The 19,042-nt window shown below is 71.0% G+C and carries 17 protein-coding genes and 1 pseudogene; 6 read left to right on the top strand and 12 right to left on the bottom strand.

Translation table 11 applies throughout. The features are described from left to right. Window positions 1-73 precede the first annotated feature (73 nt). Window positions 74-808, top strand: coding sequence for a FadR/GntR family transcriptional regulator (locus ACFYRY_RS35055; RefSeq protein WP_389155064.1), 735 nt, complete (start codon window positions 74-76; stop codon window positions 806-808). Between the two features lie 139 nt (window positions 809-947). After that, window positions 948-1,637 carry a gamma-glutamyl-gamma-aminobutyrate hydrolase family protein gene (locus ACFYRY_RS35050; RefSeq protein WP_389155062.1) on the top strand — a complete coding sequence of 230 codons (690 nt, stop codon included), beginning with the start codon at window positions 948-950 and terminating at the stop codon, window positions 1,635-1,637. 15 nt (window positions 1,638-1,652) lie between these two features. On the opposite strand, the gene ACFYRY_RS35045 is transcribed toward ACFYRY_RS35050, so the two are convergent. From ACFYRY_RS35045 to ACFYRY_RS35020, 6 genes are all read right to left on the bottom strand, one after another. After that, entirely contained in the window at window positions 1,653-2,096 is a 444-nt protein-coding gene (locus ACFYRY_RS35045) for a hypothetical protein (protein ID WP_389155059.1), read from the bottom strand. Then, on the bottom strand, window positions 2,033-2,980 hold the full coding sequence (locus ACFYRY_RS35040) for a LysR family transcriptional regulator (protein ID WP_389155057.1): 948 nt from the start codon (window positions 2,978-2,980) through the stop codon (window positions 2,033-2,035). The genes ACFYRY_RS35045 and ACFYRY_RS35040 overlap by 64 nt, the downstream gene beginning before the upstream one ends. A gap of 172 nt (window positions 2,981-3,152) precedes the next feature. After that, a complete protein-coding gene (locus ACFYRY_RS35035; RefSeq protein ID WP_389155054.1) occupies window positions 3,153-3,872 on the bottom strand; it encodes a helical backbone metal receptor in 720 nt (239 codons plus the stop codon). Beyond that, entirely contained in the window at window positions 3,872-4,438 is a 567-nt protein-coding gene (locus ACFYRY_RS35030; RefSeq protein WP_389155052.1) for a helix-turn-helix domain-containing protein, read from the bottom strand. The genes ACFYRY_RS35035 and ACFYRY_RS35030 overlap by 1 nt, the downstream gene beginning before the upstream one ends. Window positions 4,439-4,926: 488 nt before the next feature. Beyond that, complete coding sequence (locus tag ACFYRY_RS35025) at window positions 4,927-7,542, bottom strand: ABC transporter permease/substrate binding protein (RefSeq protein ID WP_389155049.1); 2,616 nt, start codon at window positions 7,540-7,542, stop codon at window positions 4,927-4,929. Continuing rightward, window positions 7,535-8,614 (bottom strand): glycine betaine/L-proline ABC transporter ATP-binding protein, encoded by a 1,080-nt coding sequence (locus ACFYRY_RS35020; protein ID WP_389155046.1) that lies wholly within the window; start codon window positions 8,612-8,614, stop codon window positions 7,535-7,537. Before ACFYRY_RS35020 ends, ACFYRY_RS35025 begins: the two co-directional genes overlap by 8 nt. Window positions 8,615-8,917: 303 nt before the next feature. Between ACFYRY_RS35020 and ACFYRY_RS35015 the strand changes: the two genes are divergently transcribed. Together ACFYRY_RS35015 and ACFYRY_RS35010 are read left to right on the top strand one after the other, a co-directional pair. Beyond that, entirely contained in the window at window positions 8,918-9,847 is a 930-nt protein-coding gene (locus ACFYRY_RS35015) for a 5'-3' exonuclease H3TH domain-containing protein (RefSeq protein ID WP_389155044.1), read from the top strand. Window positions 9,848-9,989: 142 nt separating this feature from the next. Continuing rightward, complete coding sequence (locus ACFYRY_RS35010) at window positions 9,990-10,835, top strand: siderophore-interacting protein (protein ID WP_389155041.1); 846 nt, start codon at window positions 9,990-9,992, stop codon at window positions 10,833-10,835. Window positions 10,836-10,884: 49 nt separating this feature from the next. Here ACFYRY_RS35010 and ACFYRY_RS35005 read toward each other — a convergent pair. Beyond that, window positions 10,885-11,125, bottom strand: a pseudogene (locus ACFYRY_RS35005) (ABC transporter permease); the annotation flags it as partial. Window positions 11,126-11,490: 365 nt separating this feature from the next. Here ACFYRY_RS35005 and ACFYRY_RS35000 point away from each other — a divergent pair. Both ACFYRY_RS35000 and ACFYRY_RS34995 read left to right on the top strand, forming a co-directional pair. Further along, window positions 11,491-13,023, top strand: a complete 1,533-nt coding sequence (locus ACFYRY_RS35000) for an amino acid permease (protein ID WP_389155039.1) — start codon at window positions 11,491-11,493, stop codon at window positions 13,021-13,023. A 175-nt stretch (window positions 13,024-13,198) separates the two neighbouring features. After that, the gene (locus ACFYRY_RS34995; protein ID WP_389155036.1) at window positions 13,199-14,188 is read left to right on the top strand and encodes a pseudouridine synthase; all 990 of its coding nucleotides are present in this window, start codon (window positions 13,199-13,201) and stop codon (window positions 14,186-14,188) included. Here the strand turns inward: ACFYRY_RS34995 and ACFYRY_RS34990 are convergent. The 5 genes from ACFYRY_RS34990 to ACFYRY_RS34970 form a co-directional block, all read right to left on the bottom strand. Next, window positions 14,182-15,738: a cytochrome P450 gene (locus ACFYRY_RS34990; RefSeq protein WP_389155033.1), complete on the bottom strand. Its 1,557-nt coding sequence runs from the start codon at window positions 15,736-15,738 to the stop codon at window positions 14,182-14,184. The genes ACFYRY_RS34995 and ACFYRY_RS34990 overlap by 7 nt on opposite strands. Window positions 15,739-15,897: 159 nt before the next feature. Then, window positions 15,898-16,518, bottom strand: a complete 621-nt coding sequence (locus tag ACFYRY_RS34985; protein ID WP_389155030.1) for an ATP/GTP-binding protein — start codon at window positions 16,516-16,518, stop codon at window positions 15,898-15,900. Further along, entirely contained in the window at window positions 16,499-16,963 is a 465-nt protein-coding gene (locus ACFYRY_RS34980; protein WP_389155027.1) for a DUF742 domain-containing protein, read from the bottom strand. The genes ACFYRY_RS34985 and ACFYRY_RS34980 overlap by 20 nt, the downstream gene beginning before the upstream one ends. Then, entirely contained in the window at window positions 16,960-17,367 is a 408-nt protein-coding gene (locus ACFYRY_RS34975) for a roadblock/LC7 domain-containing protein (RefSeq protein WP_389155024.1), read from the bottom strand. The genes ACFYRY_RS34980 and ACFYRY_RS34975 overlap by 4 nt, the downstream gene beginning before the upstream one ends. Next, window positions 17,364-18,959: a sensor histidine kinase gene (locus tag ACFYRY_RS34970; protein WP_389155022.1), complete on the bottom strand. Its 1,596-nt coding sequence runs from the start codon at window positions 18,957-18,959 to the stop codon at window positions 17,364-17,366. Before ACFYRY_RS34970 ends, ACFYRY_RS34975 begins: the two co-directional genes overlap by 4 nt. Window positions 18,960-19,042: the final 83 nt, after the last annotated feature.

The following is a 19,042-nucleotide window of genomic DNA, read 5'->3' as shown; positions in this document are numbered from 1 at the left end:
TCGGCTTCTACAGTTCAGCCGGAAGCCATAAGGTATTGCGGTGAACCATTGCTTGGGAAGGGGGCGCGGCCATATGGCGCTGGACGCTGACGGCGGCCCGGGCGACCGGCTGACGCCGGTGTTGCGGCCGGTGCGGGCCGGCAACGGCTTCGAGGAGGCGCTGGAGCAGATCCTCCAGGTCGTCCGGCTGGGTCTGGTGCCGGGTGGTGGGCGGCTGCCGGCCGAGCGGGAGCTGGCGGAGCGGCTCGGGATCAGCCGGGTGACGCTGCGCGAGGTACTGAAGGTGCTCCAGGACCAGGGGCTGGTCGAGTCACGGCGGGGGCGGTACGGCGGAACGTTCGTCGTGCCGCGCACCGACGTCGGCGGCGAGGACGAGCTGCGGCGGCGGGTCGCCGAGGTCGACATCGAGGACGTGCTGCGCTTCCGTGAGGTGCTGGAGGTGGGAGCCGCCGGGCTGTGCGCCACGCACGGCCTGTCGAAAGAGCAGGCGGACCGGCTGCGGGGGGCTCTGGCGGCGACCCGGGAGGCACCGTTGTCCGACTACCGCCGCCTGGACACCCTGCTCCACCTCACCCTCGCCGAGCTGTGCGGCTCGCCCACGCTGACCGCGCGGTACGCGGCGGTACGGGCCTCGGTGAACGACCTCCTCGACTGCATCCCGCTGCTGGTGCGCAACCTTGAGCACTCCCAGCGTCAGCACACCGCGCTGGTCGAGGCGGTGCTCGACCGGGACGCCGACGGGGCCCGGGAGATGATGCGGGAGCACTGCGCGGGGACGGCGGCGCTGCTGCGGGGGTTCCTGACGTGACGGGGTGCGTGACGGGCGTGACGTGACGGGAGCCGGGCGACGGCGGGACCCGACGGGACCGGCCCGGCAGTGGGGCTGTCGCCGAGGCTGCCGGGATGAAAAGGTTTGAACGCAGTCCATTGAAGGGTCGGAGGGGTACATGTCGGGCAGACCACTGATCGGTGTCAGCACGTATCTGGAGGCCGGGGCAGGCTGGGGCCTGTGGGAGCTGGAGGCCGCGCTGCTGCCCGCCGGGTATCCGCGGCTCGTGCAGCGGGCCGGTGGACTCGCGGCGATGCTCCCGCCGGACGCTCCGGAGCACGCCGCCGCGGCCGTCGCCCGCCTCGACGGCCTGGTGATCGCCGGCGGCCCGGACGTGGAGCCGTACCGCTACGGCGCCGAACGCGACCCGCGCACCGGCCCGCCCGCTGCCGCGCGGGACGCCTGGGAGCTCGCCCTGATCGACGCGGCCCTCGCCGTCGGTCTCCCGCTGCTGGGGGTCTGCCGGGGCATGCAGCTGCTGAACGTCGCCCTGGGCGGCACGCTCGTCCAGCACATCGACGGGCACGCGGAGGTGCCCGGGGTCTTCGGGCGGCACCTGGTGAAACCGGTGCCGGGCACGTCGTTGGCCGAGGTGATCCCCGAGGAGTCGTCGGTGCCGACCTTCCACCACCAGGCCGTGGACCGTCTCGGCAGGGATCTGGTCCCCTCCGCCTACGCGGCCGACGGGACGGTGGAGGCCGTCGAACTGCCCGGCCCGACCTGGGTGATGGGCGTGCAGTGGCATCCGGAGATGGCTGACGATCTGCGGGTGATGCGGGCGCTGGTCGAGGCCGCCACGCGCCGCTGAACCGTCAGACAGTGCCTAATACCAGGTGAGCCGGCGCCTGAGCCAGGTCAGGGCGGCGTCGCCCTGGGCCCGTTGGAAGGCGCGGAGGGCCGGGATGCCCGGGGGCGGGGGCAGCAGAGAGTGCCGCAGGAAGAAACCGGCCAGGCCCGCGAGGGCGGCGGTGACGGCGTCCGAGTCGGCCCGCCGGCCCAGGGGATGGCCGGTGAACACGTCCTCCGGTTCCGGACCGCCCTGGGCGCGGACGCAGGGCAGCATGACGAGCAGGTCGAACCACGGGGCGGCGCGCAGGGCGTGCGGCCAGTCGACGAAGACGACCCGGTCGTCGTCGGTGAGCAGGATGTTGTCGGCGTGCCGGGTGCGAGCCCTCGTACTGGACGTACCTTTCGCAGCTTCCCCTACCCCCGCGTCAGGGACAGCAAGTCCCTCGCCGGGCCCACCGGGCGGTGCCCCGTCGGCCATACCGCGCGCAGGTCCCGGGCCAGGGCGACGCCCTCCACCGGGACCCTCACCAGACGGCGCATCGCGAGCTCCTCCCCGACCGCCAGTTCACTCAGGACCGCTGGTCCGGCGCCGCCGACCGCCGCCGCCTTGACGGCCGTGGTGGACGACAGTTCGATGAGGGGCCGTGCCAGGCCGCCCAGCGCCGAGTCCAGGACCTGCCGGGTCCCGGATCCCTTTTCCCGCAGGATCAACGGTGTCACCGCGAGCTCCGAGGCCTCCAAGGGGCTGGGACGGCGGGCCCAGGGGTGACCCGGTGCCGTCACCACGATCAGGTGGTCGTGCGCGATGACCACGGAGTCCAGGCCCGTCGGCACCGTGAGCCCCTCCACGAAGCCCAGGTCGGCCTCGTCGGCCAGCAACCGCTCCGCCACCACCGTCGAGTTGCCCGCGAGCAGCGACACCGCGGTGTCCGGCCGCTGGGCGCGCAGCGCGAGGAGCCAGCCCGGGAGCAGGTACTCGGCAATCGTCATGCTCGCCGCCACCCGCAGCCGGGAGTCACGACGGTCCCGCAGCGCCTGCGCGCCCGCGTCGAAGGCCTCCGCCGCCGCCACGATCCGCCGCGCCCAGTCCGTCACCAGCGCGCCGGCGTCGGTCAGCCGGGAGCCGCGCGGCGAACGGTCCACCAACGCCACCCCCAGCTGGCGTTCCATGGAACGGATCCGGCTGCTGGCGGCCGGTTGGGTGATCCCCAGCTCCCGCGCCGCCCCGCCCAGGCTGCCGAGCCGCGCCACCGCCAGCAACAGCTCCAGCGCCCCCAGATCGGGCACCCGGTGCGCGAGCGAGCCGCCGCCCGCCACCGACCCCGCGTGTGCCTGGCCCTGCTGCCGCTCCGCGCCGCTCATAAGGACAGCTTATGCCCTGACCGGGTGAAACTGACTGGTCACAGCCCACCCCCGACCGCCGCCGTCCGTCACATCGAGCCGAACCGGCACCCCACCGACGCCCCGCAGAGCGTTCACCCGTCCGACCGTCACCGCCTCACCGCGGCACAGGCGCGGACACCGCGCGGTCCGGTCAGCGGCGAGCTGCTCGCAGCGCCTCGCCCAGCACCCGTGGCGCCTCGGCCAGCGACGGCCCGTACCACGTCAGGTGCCGTCCGCTGACCAGCGCGCAGGGCACGCCCGGGAAGGCCTCGGGACCGTCGTCGGCCGTGAAGCGGTAGGGCTCGTCGGGGAGGACGACCACGTCAGGGGCGGCGTCCCGCAGGTCGTCGACCGGGACCCTCGGATAGCGCTCGGCGTGGGTGGCGTACAGGTGGTCGACGCCCAGGCGGGCCAGCACGTCGCCGGCGAAGGTGTCCCGGCCCAGCACCATCCACGGCCGACGCCAGATCGGCACGACCGCCGTCGTACGGGCTTCGGGTGCGGGCAGGGCCGACCAGGCCTCCTCCGCCTCCGCCAGCCAGCGGGGCCGGTGCCGCGCCCCGCACGCCTCCAGCACCCGTGCCAACTCGCTCAGGGCCTGCGGTACCTCGCGCACCTCCGTCACCAGCACCTCGACGCCCGCCGAGCGCAGCGCCGCCAGGTCGGGGGCCCGGTTCTCCTCCTCGTTGGCGATCACCAGATCGGGGGCCAGCGCGACGATCCGTTCGAGGTCGGGATTCTTGGTTCCCCGGACGCGGGCGACGTCGAGGTCCGCCGGATGCGCGCACCAGTCCGTGGCGCCGACGAGCGCGCCGGGGACGGTGGCGGCGACGGCCTCGGTGAGCGAGGGGACGAGCGAGACGACCCGCACTACCGCCGCCGGTCCCGGACCGCCTCGATGTGCTCGGCGACCGCGACGACGATCACGCGGGTGTCGGCCACCGTCGCCCGCCAGCGGTGGCGCACGCCGCCGGTGAGGTACAGGGTGTCGCCGCGGCCCAGCCGGTACGCACGTCCCTCCGCCTCGATCTCCACGGCGCCGTCGGCGACGTACATCAACTGGTCGTTGCGGTACTGGAACTCACGGCCCGCCTCGTGGTCGCCGGTGAACTCCGAGGCGTGCATCTGGTGGTGGCCGCGCACCAGCGACCGCACCTGGGGCGCGAGCAGCGGTTCGCCGTCCTCCGCGCGGACCACGTCGACGCTGCACGCCGGGTCGGCGGCGGCCAGGAGTTCCACGGCGGTGGTGCGCAGCGCGTCGGCGACCTTTTCGAGCGAGCTCTGGCTGGGGCGCGCGCGTTCGTTCTCGATCTGGCTCAGGAAGGGGACCGACAGACCGCTGCGTTCGGCCACGACGGCGAGGGTGAGTTCGAGCGCCCGGCGTCGGCGGCGCACGGCCGCGCCCACCCGCAGAGGCTGTTCTTTGTGGTCGCCCATCGCTCCGGCTCCCTCCTCGGCTCGTCGGTCCACTTGTTCTTCGTGCGCCGCGGCTTGTTCTTCCCGCGCCCCGGCTTGTTCCTCGTGCGCTGCGGCTTGTTCTTCTTGTGCCCCGGCCGGCGCACATTGCTCCTGCTGACCTCTCTGCACCCTACGCATGTTCGGCGGACTGTTTCACGCGGCCGTCACATCTGCCTCCCGCTGTCCGCGGTCGGACTCACGGTTCGCGCCAGCGGATCGGCCCCGGACCAGCCGGGCGGACACCCGGATCGCCGTCCTCCCGCGGGGTCGGCGGGCGTACCTCCACTGCCTGTTCACACCGTATGTCGAAGCTCGGGCAGGGGCATAGCTCTATGTGGTTGGCCGGAACCTTTCCGTGGGGCCTGGACATGACCGTGGGACCTGGACATGACCCGAGGGGTGGACCCCGCCACACGCTGTCAGGACGCGTGGGGAGGCCCACCCCTCGGGCGACTACGGTACGGCCGTTACTGCGGGGTCATCCGGTCGACCATCTCCGGGTGCTCCTTCAGCCAGGCGGCGACCGCCTCCTGCTCCTGGCCCTGTCCGCGCTCGGTGATCTCGGCCTCCAGGCTGCCGAGCTCGTCCTCGCTCATCCTGAAGTTCTTGATCCACTTGGTGAGCTGCGGGTACTGCCCGGGGAACTTCTCGTTGGCGATCGTGCGGATGGTGTTGCCCTCGCCGAAGAGCTTCTTGTCGTCCTTCAGCTTGGTGAGGTCGTACTGGCTGTACGCCCAGTGCGGCGACCACAGGACGACCGCGACCGGCTCCTTCTTGGCGTAGGCGCGCTTGAGCTCGGCGAGCATCGCGGGCGTGGAGCCGTCGACGACGTCGTACTCCTTGTCCAGGCCGTAGCCGGGCAGGACCTTCGTCTTCAGCAGGTTCATCTCGCCGGTGCCCGGCTCGATGCCGATGATCTTCCCGTCGAAGAGGTCGGCCTTGCCCTTGAGGTCCTCGTAGGACTTCACGCCCTTGACGTACGAGGGCACCGCGACCTCCAGCGAGGTCGGCTGGTACCAGGTGCCCAGGTCGGCGAGTCTGTCCTTGCTCTTGTCCCAGTAGTTCTTCTGCGCGTACGGCAGCCAGGCGTCGAAGTTGAGGTCGAGGTCACCGGCGGCGAGGCCGGTGTAGACCGGGCCGACGTCCATCTGCTTCAGGTTGAGCTTGTAGCCGCGCCGCTCCAGGACGTTCTTCCAGAGGTAGGTGACGGCGATGTCCTCGTCCCACGGGAACCAGGCCACGTTCAGGGAACGCTTGGCCTCCGCGGGAGTCGAGCCGGAACCGCCGGACACCGGGGCCAGCTTGTCGACGACGCCCGGGTTCTGCTTCAGCCAGGCACGGACGGCGTCCTGCTGCTTGCCCTGACCCGCCTTGTTGATCTCGGATTCGAGGCTGGTGAGCTGCTTCTCGTCCATCTTGAAGTTCTTCAGCCACTTGCCGGCCACGGGGTTGTCGGCCGCGAAACCCTTGCGGGAGACGGTGTGCACCGCGTCGCCCTTACCCCACGCGCCCTTGGGGTCCTTCAGCTTCTTCAGGTCGTAGTCGCTGTACGCCCAGTGCGGCGACCAGAGCGTGACGACGATCGGTTCCTTCTTGCTGTACGCCCGCTTGAGCTCGGCCAGCATCGCCGGCGTGGAGCTGTCGACGACCTTGTACTCCTTGTCGAGGCCGTACGCCTTGAGGACCTTGCTCTTCAGCAGGGACATCATGCCGGCGCTCGACTCGATGCCGGTGATCTTCCCGTCGAAGGTGGCGCCCTTGCCCTTGAGGTCCGCCAGGGAGTTGATGTCCTTCATGTACGAGGGCACGGTCAGCTCCAGGGAGGTCTGGCCGTACCAGGCGCCGAGGTCGTCGAGCTTGCTGCCGTACTTCTTCCAGTACTGCTCATGGGTGGTCGGCAGCCAGGCGTCGGTCTGGAAGTCGACACTGCCCTGGGCGAGGGAGGTGTAGAGCGGACCGGCGTCGAGCTGCTTGGCCTCCACCTCGAAGCCGCGCTGCTCCAGGATCTCCTTCCACAGGAAGGTGGAGGCGACGCCCTCGTCCCAGGGGATGTAGCCGATGGTGACCTTCTTGCCCTTGCCGACGTCCTTGCCGTCGGCGACGGCGGACCCGCCTCCGTCGCCGCCGAAGACGCTCATGCCGCCCGCCACCAGGGCGAGGACCACGACTCCGATCACCGCGAACTGCGGGCGGGGCCGGTACGACCAGATCTTCAGGCCCTGCGCGGCACGCGCCTTGGCGGCGGCCCGGCGGCCCAGCGGGGAGACCTGGGTGCCCAGGGCGCTGGTCATGCGGTCGAGGTAGATCGCGAGGATCACGATCGCGACACCGGCCTCGGAGCCGAGGCCGACGTTCAGCTGGCCGATGGCCTGGTTGACGTCGCCGCCGAGGCCGCCGGTGCCGACCATGCCGGCGATCGCGGCCATGGACAGGCCGAGCATGATGACCTGGTTGACGCCCGCCATGACCGTGGGCAGCGCCAGCGGCAGCTGGACCCGCAGCAGGACGTCACGGGGGCTGGTGCCGAACGCGTCGGCCGCCTCGACCAGTTCCTTGTCGACCTGGCGGATGCCCAGCTCGGTCATGCGCACGCCCGGGGCGAGGGCGAAGATCAGGGTGGCGACGATGCCCGCGGGGGCGCCGGTGCCGAAGAACAGGATCGCCGGGATGAGGTAGATCATCGCGGGCAGCGTCTGCATGAAGTCGAGGACCGGCCGGACCAGTCCGCTGACCCGGTCGGAGCGCGCCGCCCAGATGCCCACCGGCACGGATATCACCAGCGCGATGATCGTGGCGACGAGGACCAGCGAGAGGGTCACCATCGCGTCGTCCCACAGTTCGAGGGAGTCGATGAAGGCGAATCCCGCGAAGGTGAGGACACCGGCGAGGGTGCCGCGCAGCCAGAACGCGAGCACCGCGAAGATGCCCGCGAGCAGCAGGGGTTCGGGCGCCTGGAGGACGGCGTTGATGCCGTCGTAGGTGCCGGTGAAGACGGACTTGAGGAAGTCGAAGAGCCAGGACATGTGGCCGAGCAGCCAGTTGACCGCGTCGTTGACCCAGTCGCCGAGCGGGATCCTAGGCAAGGGTCACCACCTTCTCGCCGTCAGGGTTGTCGCACGTGACGGGTTCGCTGGTCTCGTCGCCGAGGAAACGGATCAGCCGCTCCCGCGGCACGACACCGATGACCTGGTTGTCCTTGTCCACCACCGAGACGCGGTGCGACAGGCGGGCGCTGATCGCGCAGAGTTCGGCGAACGGGGTGTCGGCCGTGGCGGTCTCACAACTGCAGCCGGGGCCGCCGCCCGAGACGGAGGTGTCCATGACGGAGGAGGCGGTGAGCACGCGGGAGCGGTCGACGTCCTTGGTGAAGGAGGCGACGTAGTCGTCGGCGGGCCGCACCAGGATGTCCTCCGCCGTGCCGATCTGGACGATACGGCCGTCGCGCATGACGGCGATCCGGTCGCCGAGCCGCATGGCCTCGTTGAGGTCGTGGGTGATGAAGACGATCGTCTTCCTCAGGGACTGCTGGAGCTGGAGGAGCTGGTCCTGCATGTCACGGCGGATCAGCGGGTCCAGCGCGCTGAAGGACTCGTCCATGAGCAGCAGGTCGGCGTCGGTGGCGAGGGCGCGGGCCAGGCCCACGCGCTGCTGCATACCGCCGGACAGCTCGTCGGGCCAGGACGTCTCCCAGCCGGCCAGTCCGCACAGGGCGAGCGCCTCGGCGGCCCGCTCCTCACGCTCGCGCCGGGCGACGCCCTGGACGGCCAGGCCGTAGGCGGCGTTCTCCAGGACACTGCGGTGCGGGAAGAGCGCGAAGTGCTGGAAGACCATGCTGATCTTGTGCGCGCGGACCTCACGCAGGGCGCGGTCGCTCAGGGCGGTCAGGTCCTGGTCGTCGAAACGGACGTGGCCCGCGGTCGGCTCGAGGAGCCCGTTGAGCATCCGCAGCAGGGTGGACTTGCCGGAGCCGGACAGACCCATCACGACGAAGATCTCGCCGGGTTCCACGGTGAAGGAGGCGTCGATCACGGCGGCGGTGGCGCCGTCGGAACGCAGTTCCTCCCGGTCGGCTCCGTTCCGGAGCCGCTCGACAGCGTTGTCCGGTCGTCTTCCGAACACTTTGTAAAGTTCAGCGGCCTCAAGTCTGGATGACACGCGTACCTCTCGTCTCAGCGGGCAGAAGCGGAGACGAAGGGCCGCGATCAGTTGAAAGGGCAACCGGCTTCTCTCCGAGTCCGCGCCTGCCCAGACGCCTTTCGGCCAAACGCAGAGGTGGTCCACTTCACAGGACGTTTACGTCCGGCTTCGACGTGGCGGCCGCCTCGACGCCGCCCTCGCCGACGAACTCAGTCGCCGTACCGTCGACGACCGCCTCACCGATACGGTCAGTTTCGCCTACGAACTGGCCCGCAAGCCTGCTTCCGCGTGACCGCCGGGAGGCGGTGGCATGCTGTGCGCATGTCGACCCGTCCAGGAAAATGTCTTCTGCTTGACACCGCCTCGCTCTACTTCCGCGCCTACTTCGGTGTCCCGGAGTCCGTGAAAGCCCCCGACGGCACGCCGGTGAACGCCGTGCGTGGACTGCTCGAGTTCATCGACCGTCTGGTCAAGGACCACCGCCCCGACCATCTGGTGGCGTGCATGGACGCCGACTGGCGGCCCCAGTGGCGGGTCGACCTCATCCCCTCCTACAAGGCGCACCGCGTCGCCGAGGAGCGCGAGGTGGGTCCGGACGAGGAAGAGGTGCCGGACACCCTCTCGCCGCAGGTGCCGATCATCGAGGCCGTCCTCGACGCGCTCGGCATCGCGCGCGTGGGCGTCGCCCGGTACGAGGCCGACGACGTGATCGGAACGTTCACGGCGCGCGCGAAGGGCCCGGTCGACATCGTCACCGGCGACCGCGACCTGTACCAGCTGGTGGACGACGCGCGCGGCGTGCGCGTGCTGTACCCGCTCAAGGGCGTCGGCACGCTGCAGGTGACGGACGAGGCGTGGCTGCGCGAGAAGTACGGCGTCGACGGCAGGGGGTACGCGGATCTGGCGCTGCTGCGCGGGGACCCCAGCGACGGCCTGCCGGGCGTGCCCGGCATCGGTGAGAAGACGGCCGCCAAACTGCTCGCCGAGTTCGGTGACGTGGCCGGGATCATGGCCGCGGTCGACGACCCGAAGGCGAAGCTGACGCCGTCGCAGCGGCGGCGCCTGGATGAGTCCCGGGCGTATGTGGCGGTGGCCCCGAAGGTCATCCGGGTCGCGGACGACGTCCCGCTGCCGGAGGTCGACACGGCGCTGCCGCGCACCCCGCGCGATCGGGTCGCGCTGGACGAGCTGGCGGCACGCTGGGGGCTGGGGGGATCATTGCAGCGAGTGCTCGCCACTCTCGCGGCGTGAGAAGTGACCCCGTTTCCCCTGGGCGAGTCTCCCCGGAAGGCGGGCAAACATCCGCTAAAGAGACCGAGGTCTCTCGCATGGGGAGCTTCCACCCGGGGAGATGTTAAGTTAGGTTAGCCTAACTTAGATCAGGGAGGCCGCCATGGCAGAACGACCGGGACGCAAGCCGCGCACACCGCACACCGCGCAGGTCATCCGCACCGAACGGCTGACTCCCCATATGCAGCGTGTGGTGCTCGGCGGCGAGAGCCTGGCCGAGCTCTCACTGGACACCTGCACCGATCACTATGTGAAGCTGCTCTTCCCGTCCGGCGGGGCGGTGTACCCGGAGCCCTTCGACATGGAGCGGATCCGCGAGGAGTTCCCGCGTGAGCAGTGGCCGGTGACCCGGACGTACACCGTGCGCGCCTGGGATGCCGAACACCGCGAGCTGACGCTCGACTTCGTGATCCATGGCGACGAGGGCCTGGCCGGCCCCTGGGCACTGCGGGTGCGGCCGGGCGAGACGGTCCGGTTCATGGGCCCCGGCGGCGCGTACGCCCCGGACCCGGGCGCAGACTGGCATCTGCTCGTCGGCGACGAGAGCGCACTGCCCGCGATCGCGCGGTCCCTGGAGGCGTTGCCGGCCGGCGCCCGGGCCCATGCCTTCGTGGAGGTCTCCGGGCCGGAGGAGGAGCAGAAGATCGACTCCGACGTGGAGGTCGTCTGGCTGCACCGCGGCGAGCGGCCCGTCGGCGAGGCACTGGTCGAGGCCGTACGGTCGCTGGAGTTCCCGGAGGGCCGGGTGCACGCGTTCGTGCACGGCGAGGCGCACTTCGTGAAGGAACTGCGCCACCTGCTCCGGGTCGAGCGCGGGGTCGCGCGCGAGGACCTTTCGATCTCGGGTTACTGGCGCCTGGGTCACAACGAGGACGGCTGGCAGGCCTCCAAGCGGGACTGGAACGCGCGCATCGAGGCGGAGCAGGAGGGCGCTCCCGCGACCTCCTGACCCGAGACGGATCACACCGACCGCCGGTGCGAGGAGCCTCCCCGGCCTCCCCGCCCCGGCCGAGCACATCGCCCCGTTCCGCATCCCCCGACATCGCCGAACAACCCGCCACCATCGCCCGGTCGAGCGGGTTGAAGTCGGCGATGTGCCGCGGGAGTTGATCCGATGATCGACTCCCGCTCCCGCATGTCCAGGGCGTTGGACAACGCCCCGAAGACCGCGCCGAGACGCACCGCCGCGAACACCAGGCCGGCGATCCCGCCGATGCCACCGGGGTAGTCGGCCGCGCCTTCAGGTGACGTTGGGTGACCACTCCCCCGTCCCGTGGAGCCGCCGCCACGCCTCGACGCCCGTCAGCGAGTCTGCTGCGGACCCCCTTCTTGCGCTGATCTCCTCCAGGAGCCTGCGCCCACTTCGCCCGCACCTGTATCGCGATGACGCCGGGGCGGCGAGGCCGTGAGGACTTGGGACCGATGCGGACATGACCGCGTGACGCGGCTGAAACAGCTCGTCCCTAATTTCTGTCACCCGACAGGAACTCCGCTCCTGCCCCCGGCTCCGCGTTCGTTCTCCTTCGCTTCGGGCCGGTCTCCGCCCTCCTCAGCTCTGCCCCGCTCCTCTCCTCCGCTCCTCCGCGCCGAAGGCAGGTGCCGCCGTGACGACAACCGCTCCCTCCGACGTCCGCCCCGATCCGCCCCACTCCTCCGCAGACCACTCCCTCGCGGAGTTCGGCTACCGCCAGGAACTGCACCGCAGCCTGGGCCGGTACGCGTCGTTCGCGGCCGGGTTCTCCTTCATCTCCGTCCTGACCACCGTCTTCCAGTTCTTCGCCTTCGGGTACGCGTTCGGCGGCCCCGTCTTCTTCTGGACCTGGCCGGCCGTGCTGCTCGGGCAGCTGCTGGTGGCCGCCTGCTTCGCCGAACTGGCCGCGCGCTATCCGATCTCGGGCGCGATCTACCAGTGGTCGTCGCGTCTGTCGAACCCCGGCTTCGGCTGGTTCGCCGGCTGGATCATGGTGATCGGGCAGATCGTGGTGGTCGCGGCGGCCGCGCTGGCGCTGCAGTTGGTGCTGCCGGCGATCTGGTCCGGCTTCCAGCTGATCGGCACCGACACGGCGGTCACCTCGGCGGACGGCGCGGCCAACGCCGCCGTCCTCGGCGTGATCCTGCTGGCGCTGACCACACTGGTGAACATCCTCGACAACCGCGTGATGTCAGTGATCAACCGCGTCGGCGTCACCGCCGAGATCATCGGCGCGGTGCTGATCATCGTCCTGCTGCTGACCCACTCCGAGCGCTCCCCCGGCATCACCTTCCACACCGGGGTCGCCGCCCAGTCCGGCCTGTTCGGGGCCCTGATGGTGGGCTCGTTCGCGGCGGCGTACGTGATGATCGGCTTCGACAGCGCGGGCGAGATGAGCGAGGAGACACACCACCCGCGGCGCACCGCGCCCCGCACCATCCTCGTCGCGCTCGGCGCGGCCGGACTGCTCGCCACCCTGATCGTCCTCGGTGGCCTGCTCGCCGCCCCCAGCCTGACCGACGGGCACCTGTCCGTCGACGGTCTGAGCTACGTCCTCACCAGCAGCCTGGGCGACGGCGTGGGCCGGGTCCTGCTGGCCGACGTGGTGGTGGCGATCGCGGTGGCGACCCTCGCGATCCAGACGGCGGCCTGCCGCATGCTCTTCTCGATGGCCCGCGACGGCCGGCTCCCCTTCTCCGCCCGGCTCGCGAAGGTCAACCCGCGTACCGGCATGCCGAGCGCCCCGGCCCTGGTGGTCGGCGTCCTCGCGGCTGTCCTGCTGCTGCTCAACTTCGCCTCCCCGGACGCGTTTCTGGCTATCGGCACCACCTGCATCGTGATGCTGTACCTGGCCTACGCGATGGTCACCGGCCCGCTGCTGGTCCGCCGCCTGCGCGGCGAGTTCGCCGTCGAGGGCACGGACGAGACCGGCGCCAAGCTCTTCTCCCTCGGCCGCTGGGGCGTCCCGGTCAACGCCCTCGCGCTCCTCTACGGCCTCTTCATGACGGTCAACCTGGCCTGGCCGAGGGCCGCGGTGTACGACCCGGCGGGCGGCCACTGGTACTTCCAGTGGTTCACGGTGCTGTTCCTCCTGCTCACCGTGGGCGCGGGTGTCGGATACCGGACTTGGGCACAGCGAGGACACGCGGCTTCGGAAGGTCTGTGAGTCGCCCTGTCCACGCACCGAGGCGGCGGGGAGGGGGCCCGCCGACCTCACAGCTTGCCGAAGACCACTCCGCGCCAGGTCCACCCCGACGTGAGGACGGTGTCCCGCAGCGGAGCTGCGGGGTGGGGATCTCCCGGGACAGGGCGGCGCCGTCGGCCTCGTACGCTTGATTCCGATGAGACGAAAGACCCGGATCCCGCCCTCTCCCCTGCCGCAGCGCGAAGGGGTGGATCCGGTGCGGGTGCGGCTGCCGGCCGACGGGCCCTGGGCCACGGTGCGCGAGCATCTGGTGGAGCGGCTCGCGGCCGAGGCCGGTGTCGTCGAGGGGATGTTCGACACGGGCCGGGTCGTCAGGGCGGACGGCCGGGCGGTGGCCGTGGACGCGGCGTACGTGCCGGGCATGTTCGTGTGGTTCCACCGGGAGCTGCGCGCTGAGGTACCGGTGCCGTTCCCGGTGGAGATCGTTCACCGGGACGAGCACATCGTCGTCGCCGACAAGCCGCACTTCCTGGCCACCACCCCGCGCGGCAGCCATGTCACCGAGACCGCGCTCGCCCGGCTGCGCCGGGAGCTGGGCATCCCCGCGCTCAGCCCCGCGCACCGGCTGGACCGGCTCACCGCGGGGCTCGTGCTGTTCACGGTACGGCCCGAGGAACGGGGCGCCTACCAGTCGCTGTTCCGCGACCGGCTGGTGCGCAAGGAGTACGAGGCCGTCGCCCCCTACGCCCCCGAACTCGCCCTGCCGCACACCGTGCACAGCCGGATCGTGAAGGAGCGCGGGGTGCTCGCCGCCTACGAGGTGCCCGGCGAGCCGAACGCGATCAGCCGCGTCGAACTCGCCGAGCGGCCCGGCGGCGGCCGCGGGGAAGGCAGCGGCACAGGCGGCGGCGAGCACGGGCTCGCCCGCTACCGGCTGGTCCCCGCCACCGGGCAGACCCATCAGTTGCGGGTCCATATGAACACCCTCGGCGTGCCGATCCTCGGGGACCCGCTCTACCCCGTGGTGACCGACCCCCGGCCGGCCGATGACTTCGGACGACCGCTCCAACTACTGGCGCGGGTCCTGGAGTTCACCGATCCGGTCACGGGGGTGGAGCACCGGTTCCGCAGCGGTCGGGCCCTGCGGGCCTGGACGTCGTACGACGGTTGGGCCTGCGGTCAGTAGCCGCGCCACCAGCGCAGGAAGCGGCGCCAGGCGCCCTGCGGGCGGGCCGGTTCGGCCGCCGGGGCGGGCTGCGGCGGGGGGACATCCGACGGTGGCGCGGCGGTCGGCTGCGGTGCGGCGGCTGTCGGCTGCGATGCAAGGCCGGTCGGATGCGGTGAACGTGGTGCCGGATGCGGCCCGGCCGCAGACGCCGGCTCCGGCTGATGGGTGCCGACCTGCCACGAGTTGCGCTGCGACGGAACCGGCAGGTGGCCCGGCTTGAGCAGCACGTCCTGCGGCGGCTTCGGCGCGAACCGTGACGGCAGTTCGACCAGGTGGCGTGAGGACATCGACTCCGTCCAGGTCAACTCGTCCTCGGCGCAGTCGAGTTCGACGTCAGGCAGCCGCATCAGCAGCGCGTCCACGCCGGTGTCCGCGATGGCACGGCCGATGTCCTGACCGGGGCACTCGTGCGGCCCGCCGCCGAAGGCGAGGTGGGAGCGGTTGCCCTGCATATGGGCGGCGAGGTCGGGACGCACCCGGGGGTCGACGTTGCCCGGCGCGATACCGAAGAGCAGCCCGTCGCCCCGGCGGATGCGCTGACCGCCCAACTCGGTGTCCTGCTTGGCGAAGTAGGCGAAGATCGAGCTGAACGGCGGCTCGTCCCACAGGGACTGCTCGACCGCCTCCGGCACCGTCATCTGACCGCCGTTGAGCTGGGCGCGGAAACGGGGGTCGGTGAGCACCATGCGCAGCACGTTGGCGATGAGGTTGGCGGTGGCCTCGTAGGCGGCGATCAGCACCAGCCGCAGGTGCTCGCGGACCTCGTCGTCGGAGAGCCGCGCCGGGTGGTTGATGAGGTAGCTGGTGAAGTCCTCCTCGGGCTGGGCGCGACGGCGTGCGGTGAGGCGGCCGAGGGCCTCCATGATGTACGCGTTGCTGGCGATCGCGGTCTCGGTGCCCCGGAGCATGTCGCGGGCGGCCTGGACGATGCGGTCGTTGTACTCGTCGGGCATGCCGAGGATCTCGCACATCACAGCCATCGGCAGGTGCTCGGCGAACTGGCTGACCAGGTCGGCGGTGCCCTGCTCGCAGAACCGGTTGACCAGGCGCTGCGTGTAGCGGTTGATGTGCCGGCGGATGCCGCGGGGGTCGATGGTCGAGATGGCTCCGTTGACCGCGCCGCGCAGCCTGAGGTGTTCGTCGCCCTCGACGTGCGCGGCGATGGGCTGCCAGGCGATGTGCGGCATCAGCGGGTGGTCGGGCTTGACCATGCCGTCCAGGAACGGGGTCCAGATGCGGCTGTCCCGGCAGAACTGCGAGGGCGTGCGCACCATGTGCAGGTTCTCGGCGTGGCCGAGCACCACCCACATCGGCACGTCGTCATGGAGCAGCACGGGTGCCACCGGGCCGTGTTCGTCCCGGAGTTGCTCGTAGAGGCCGCTGAGGTTGTCCGCGTCGGGGCCGTAGAGCCGGCGCAGCCCGCCGGGGCCTCGTCCGTGGGCGGGGCAGCCGGGCGGCGGGGCGAGGCCGGCGTCGGTACCGGCCGGGGCGTGGGGTTCAGGCGTCACAGTGATCGCTCCGAAGTGGATCCGGTGTCTGTGTCTGGGTCTGGGTCTGGGTCTGGGTCTGGGTGGGGGACGGGGGCGGGCATGCGGACGGGTCCGGAGCGCGGGCTCGGGGGCCGGGGGCTGTCCTGGGCGGCCCGGTGGGGGCGGCGGGTACGGCGGTCACTTCAGGGCGCCTGACATCGCGAGGGAGTGCAGGAAACGCATGAGGGTCATCAGGGTGTCCCGGCTGGAGGCGCGGCGACGCGCGTCGCACTCGACGATGGGGATGTCCTCGCTCAGGTCGAGCGCGGTGCGCAGTTCCTCGATGGGGTAACGGGGGCCGTCGGGGAAGGTGTTGACGGCGACCACGAAGGGCACACCGCGTTCCTCCAGGCGCCCCATGACGTCGAAGCTGACCTCGAGCCGGCGGGTGTCGATCAGCACGACCGCACCCAGCGCGCCCTCGAACAGGCCGTTCCACAGGAACCAGAAGCGTTCCTGGCCGGGGGTGCCGAAGAGGTACAGCACGAGCTGATCGGTGATGCTGATGCGGCCGAAGTCCATCGCCACCGTGGTGGCCGTCTTGGTCTCGGAGCCGTAGTTGTCGTCGACGCCGACGCCGGCCTGCGTCATGGTCTCCTCGGTGGTCAGCGGTTTGATCTCGCTGACCGAGCCGACCATGGTGGTCTTGCCGACCCCGAAGCCGCCCACGATGACGATCTTCACCGCCGCCTGGGCGCTGTGCGGGAGGTGGTCCTCGGTTCGTGGACCTGTGAGGGTGTCAGAGTTTTTGAAGTCCATGCATCACCGCTTCGAGAAGGGATCGGTCGGCCAGCGCCCGGCGGACGACCGGGGCGCGCGCCGTCACCAGTTCGGCGGTCAGCAGCTCGCTGACCAGCACGGTCACCACACTGAACGGCAGGCCCAGATAGGCCGACAACTCGGCCACCGACAGCGGGGCCGTGCACAGCCTCAGCAGCGCTGCCTGCTCCGGCGTGGCGGAGGGCGGTGGGTCGGCACCGGCCACGATCAACGTGACCAGGTCGAGGTCGGTGCGGACGACGCCGTCCGGTCCGGTGATCACGTAGAGCCGCTCGGGGTTCTTCTTCTCCCCCTCGGGCGCCCGCTCTTCGTCCGGCGGGTACGTCGGCTCGGGGTCCGGCCGGGAGTGCGGCTCGGGGTCCGGCCCGGCATACGACTCGGGTTCCTGCGTGGGGTGTCGCCGTCGGCGTTGCGGAGGAATCATACGGTCTGCCCGTTGCGCCTGGGCGGGCTGGTGAGATGCGCGCCGATCCGGACGACCAGGTCGCTCATGCGGGCACTCATGTAGCCGGGTTCGGCGCGCACGTCGGAGAGCACCGCGAGATAGGCGTTGGGGCCCGCGGCCATCAGGTAGAAGTAGCCGCCGTTGATCTCGATGAGGACCATCTTCATCTCGCCCTCGCTGCCCGGGATCTCCTGGGCGACGGCGCCCGCCAGGCTCTGCAGGCCCGCGCAGGCCGCGGCGACGCGGTCGGCGGTGTCCGGGTCGCCGCCGTGGCGGGCGATGCGCAGGCCGTCGGCGGAGAGCACCACGATCATCTGGATGCCCGGTACGCCTTTGGCGAGGTCCTGGAGCATCCAGTCGAAGTTGCCTCGCTGCTGGATCACGTGAGATCCCCCTCGTCGTCGGCCTCGACGCGGGCCGGTTCATCGGTCGGCTGGGTGAATGCGGTGGAGGCCGGGCGCTTGAGTCCGTCGAAGAACGCCTGGACCCACAGGCCTGGCGGGGGCTCGGGCGCCTTCTCCTCGGGTTCGGGTTCGGGCTCACGCCCGGCGGTCGACCAGATGGTCGGCCGGCCCTCCCGTTCGGCCTGCTCGATGGCGGCCTGTTCGGCGTACCGCTGGGTGAGGGAGGTCTTGACCCGGCTGCGGCGCTGCGGCAGTCCGCCCGCGGTCCACTCGGTGACCTCGGGGACGTCGTCCTCCAGGGAGACCGGGGTGACGAACTTCGGACTGGTGGGACGGCGCGTCTTGATCGTGCGCTTGGGTCCGGGAAGGGCGCCGAGCTCGGGCTGGGGCACGGCCGTCGCGCCGATGCCGTGGGCGAGTCCGACGCCGGGCTCGGTGGTGAGCATGTCGCTCGGCACGACGAGGATGGCCCGGACCCCGCCGTACGCGGAGGCGCGCAGCGAGACCTGCATGTCGTAGGTCCGGCAGAGTCGGCCCACCACGGCGAGGCCCAGGCGGGGGGCCTCGCCGAGGTCCTGCAGGTCGACGCCCGCCATGGCCCGCTCCAGCATGCCCTCGGCACGGGCGCGGGCCTCCTCGCTCAGGCTGACGCCGGCGTCCTCGATCTCGATGCAGACGCCGGTCTGCACCTCGGTGGCGGTGACGTGCACCTTGGTCTGCGGCGGCGAGTAGCGGGTGGCGTTGTCGAGGAGTTCGGCCGCCGCGTGGATGACGGGTTCGACGGCGGTGCCCTTGACGTTGACCTTGGCGATGGAGGACAGGTCGATGCGCCCGTACTCCAGGATCCGGGACATGGCGCCGCGCAGCACGCTGTACAGCGCCACGGGTTCGGGCCACTGGCGTCCGGGGCGACCGCCGCCGAGGACCGAGATGGAGTCGGCGAGCCGGCCGATCAGCGCGGTGCCGTGGTCGATGCGCAGCAGGTCGTTGAAGACCTCGGGGTTGCGGCCGTGGTCCTCCTCCATCTCCCTCAGTTCGTTGGCCTGCTGGTGGACGATCGCCTGGACGCGACGGGCGATGTTGACGAAGGAACGCTGCGCGGCGTCGCGCATGACGTCCTCGGTGTCGATGACGTCGAGCAGCTTCTTGAGCAACAGCAGGTGCGCTTCGGGCAGTTCGCGCCACGCGGGTTCGTAGTCACCGAGGTGGCGAATCACCTCTGCGGGGGAATTCCCGCCGCGCAGCAGCTTGAGCGCGGTCGGCAGGATCTCCTGGCCGAGGCGGGTCATCTCCTCGTCGTGGGCGGCGATCCGCCGTTCCAGATACGCACTGTGACGGGCGTGGTCCGCGCGCTGGGCGCGGAGGTTGCGGCCCCGGCGGATCGCTTCGGCCGCCGTCGCGACCACCAGCAGCGTGGCGACGGCGCCGCACCAGCCGACAGCCGCCCTGGCCGGCGCCGTCACCAGTGCGACGGCGCCCCCGGTCGCCGCGGCCATCGCTATGGCAGGCAGCAACAACGCACGCGCGTAGGGGAGTTCACGGCTTCCTGGAGGAGTTGGAACACTCACCATGTGGGCCCTCTGAAACAAGTCGGCGGGGTGTCGGGGGAGTTTGCGTGCGGGTACGGCACGGGCATGCCGGGACTTCGACGCAT

The organism is Streptomyces sp. NPDC005263 (genome assembly GCF_042872365.1).
Lineage (GTDB): Bacteria > Actinomycetota > Actinomycetes > Streptomycetales > Streptomycetaceae > Streptomyces.
The sequence above is the reverse complement of the archived record's forward strand: the minus strand, read 5'-3'. Positions and strand labels throughout refer to the sequence as shown.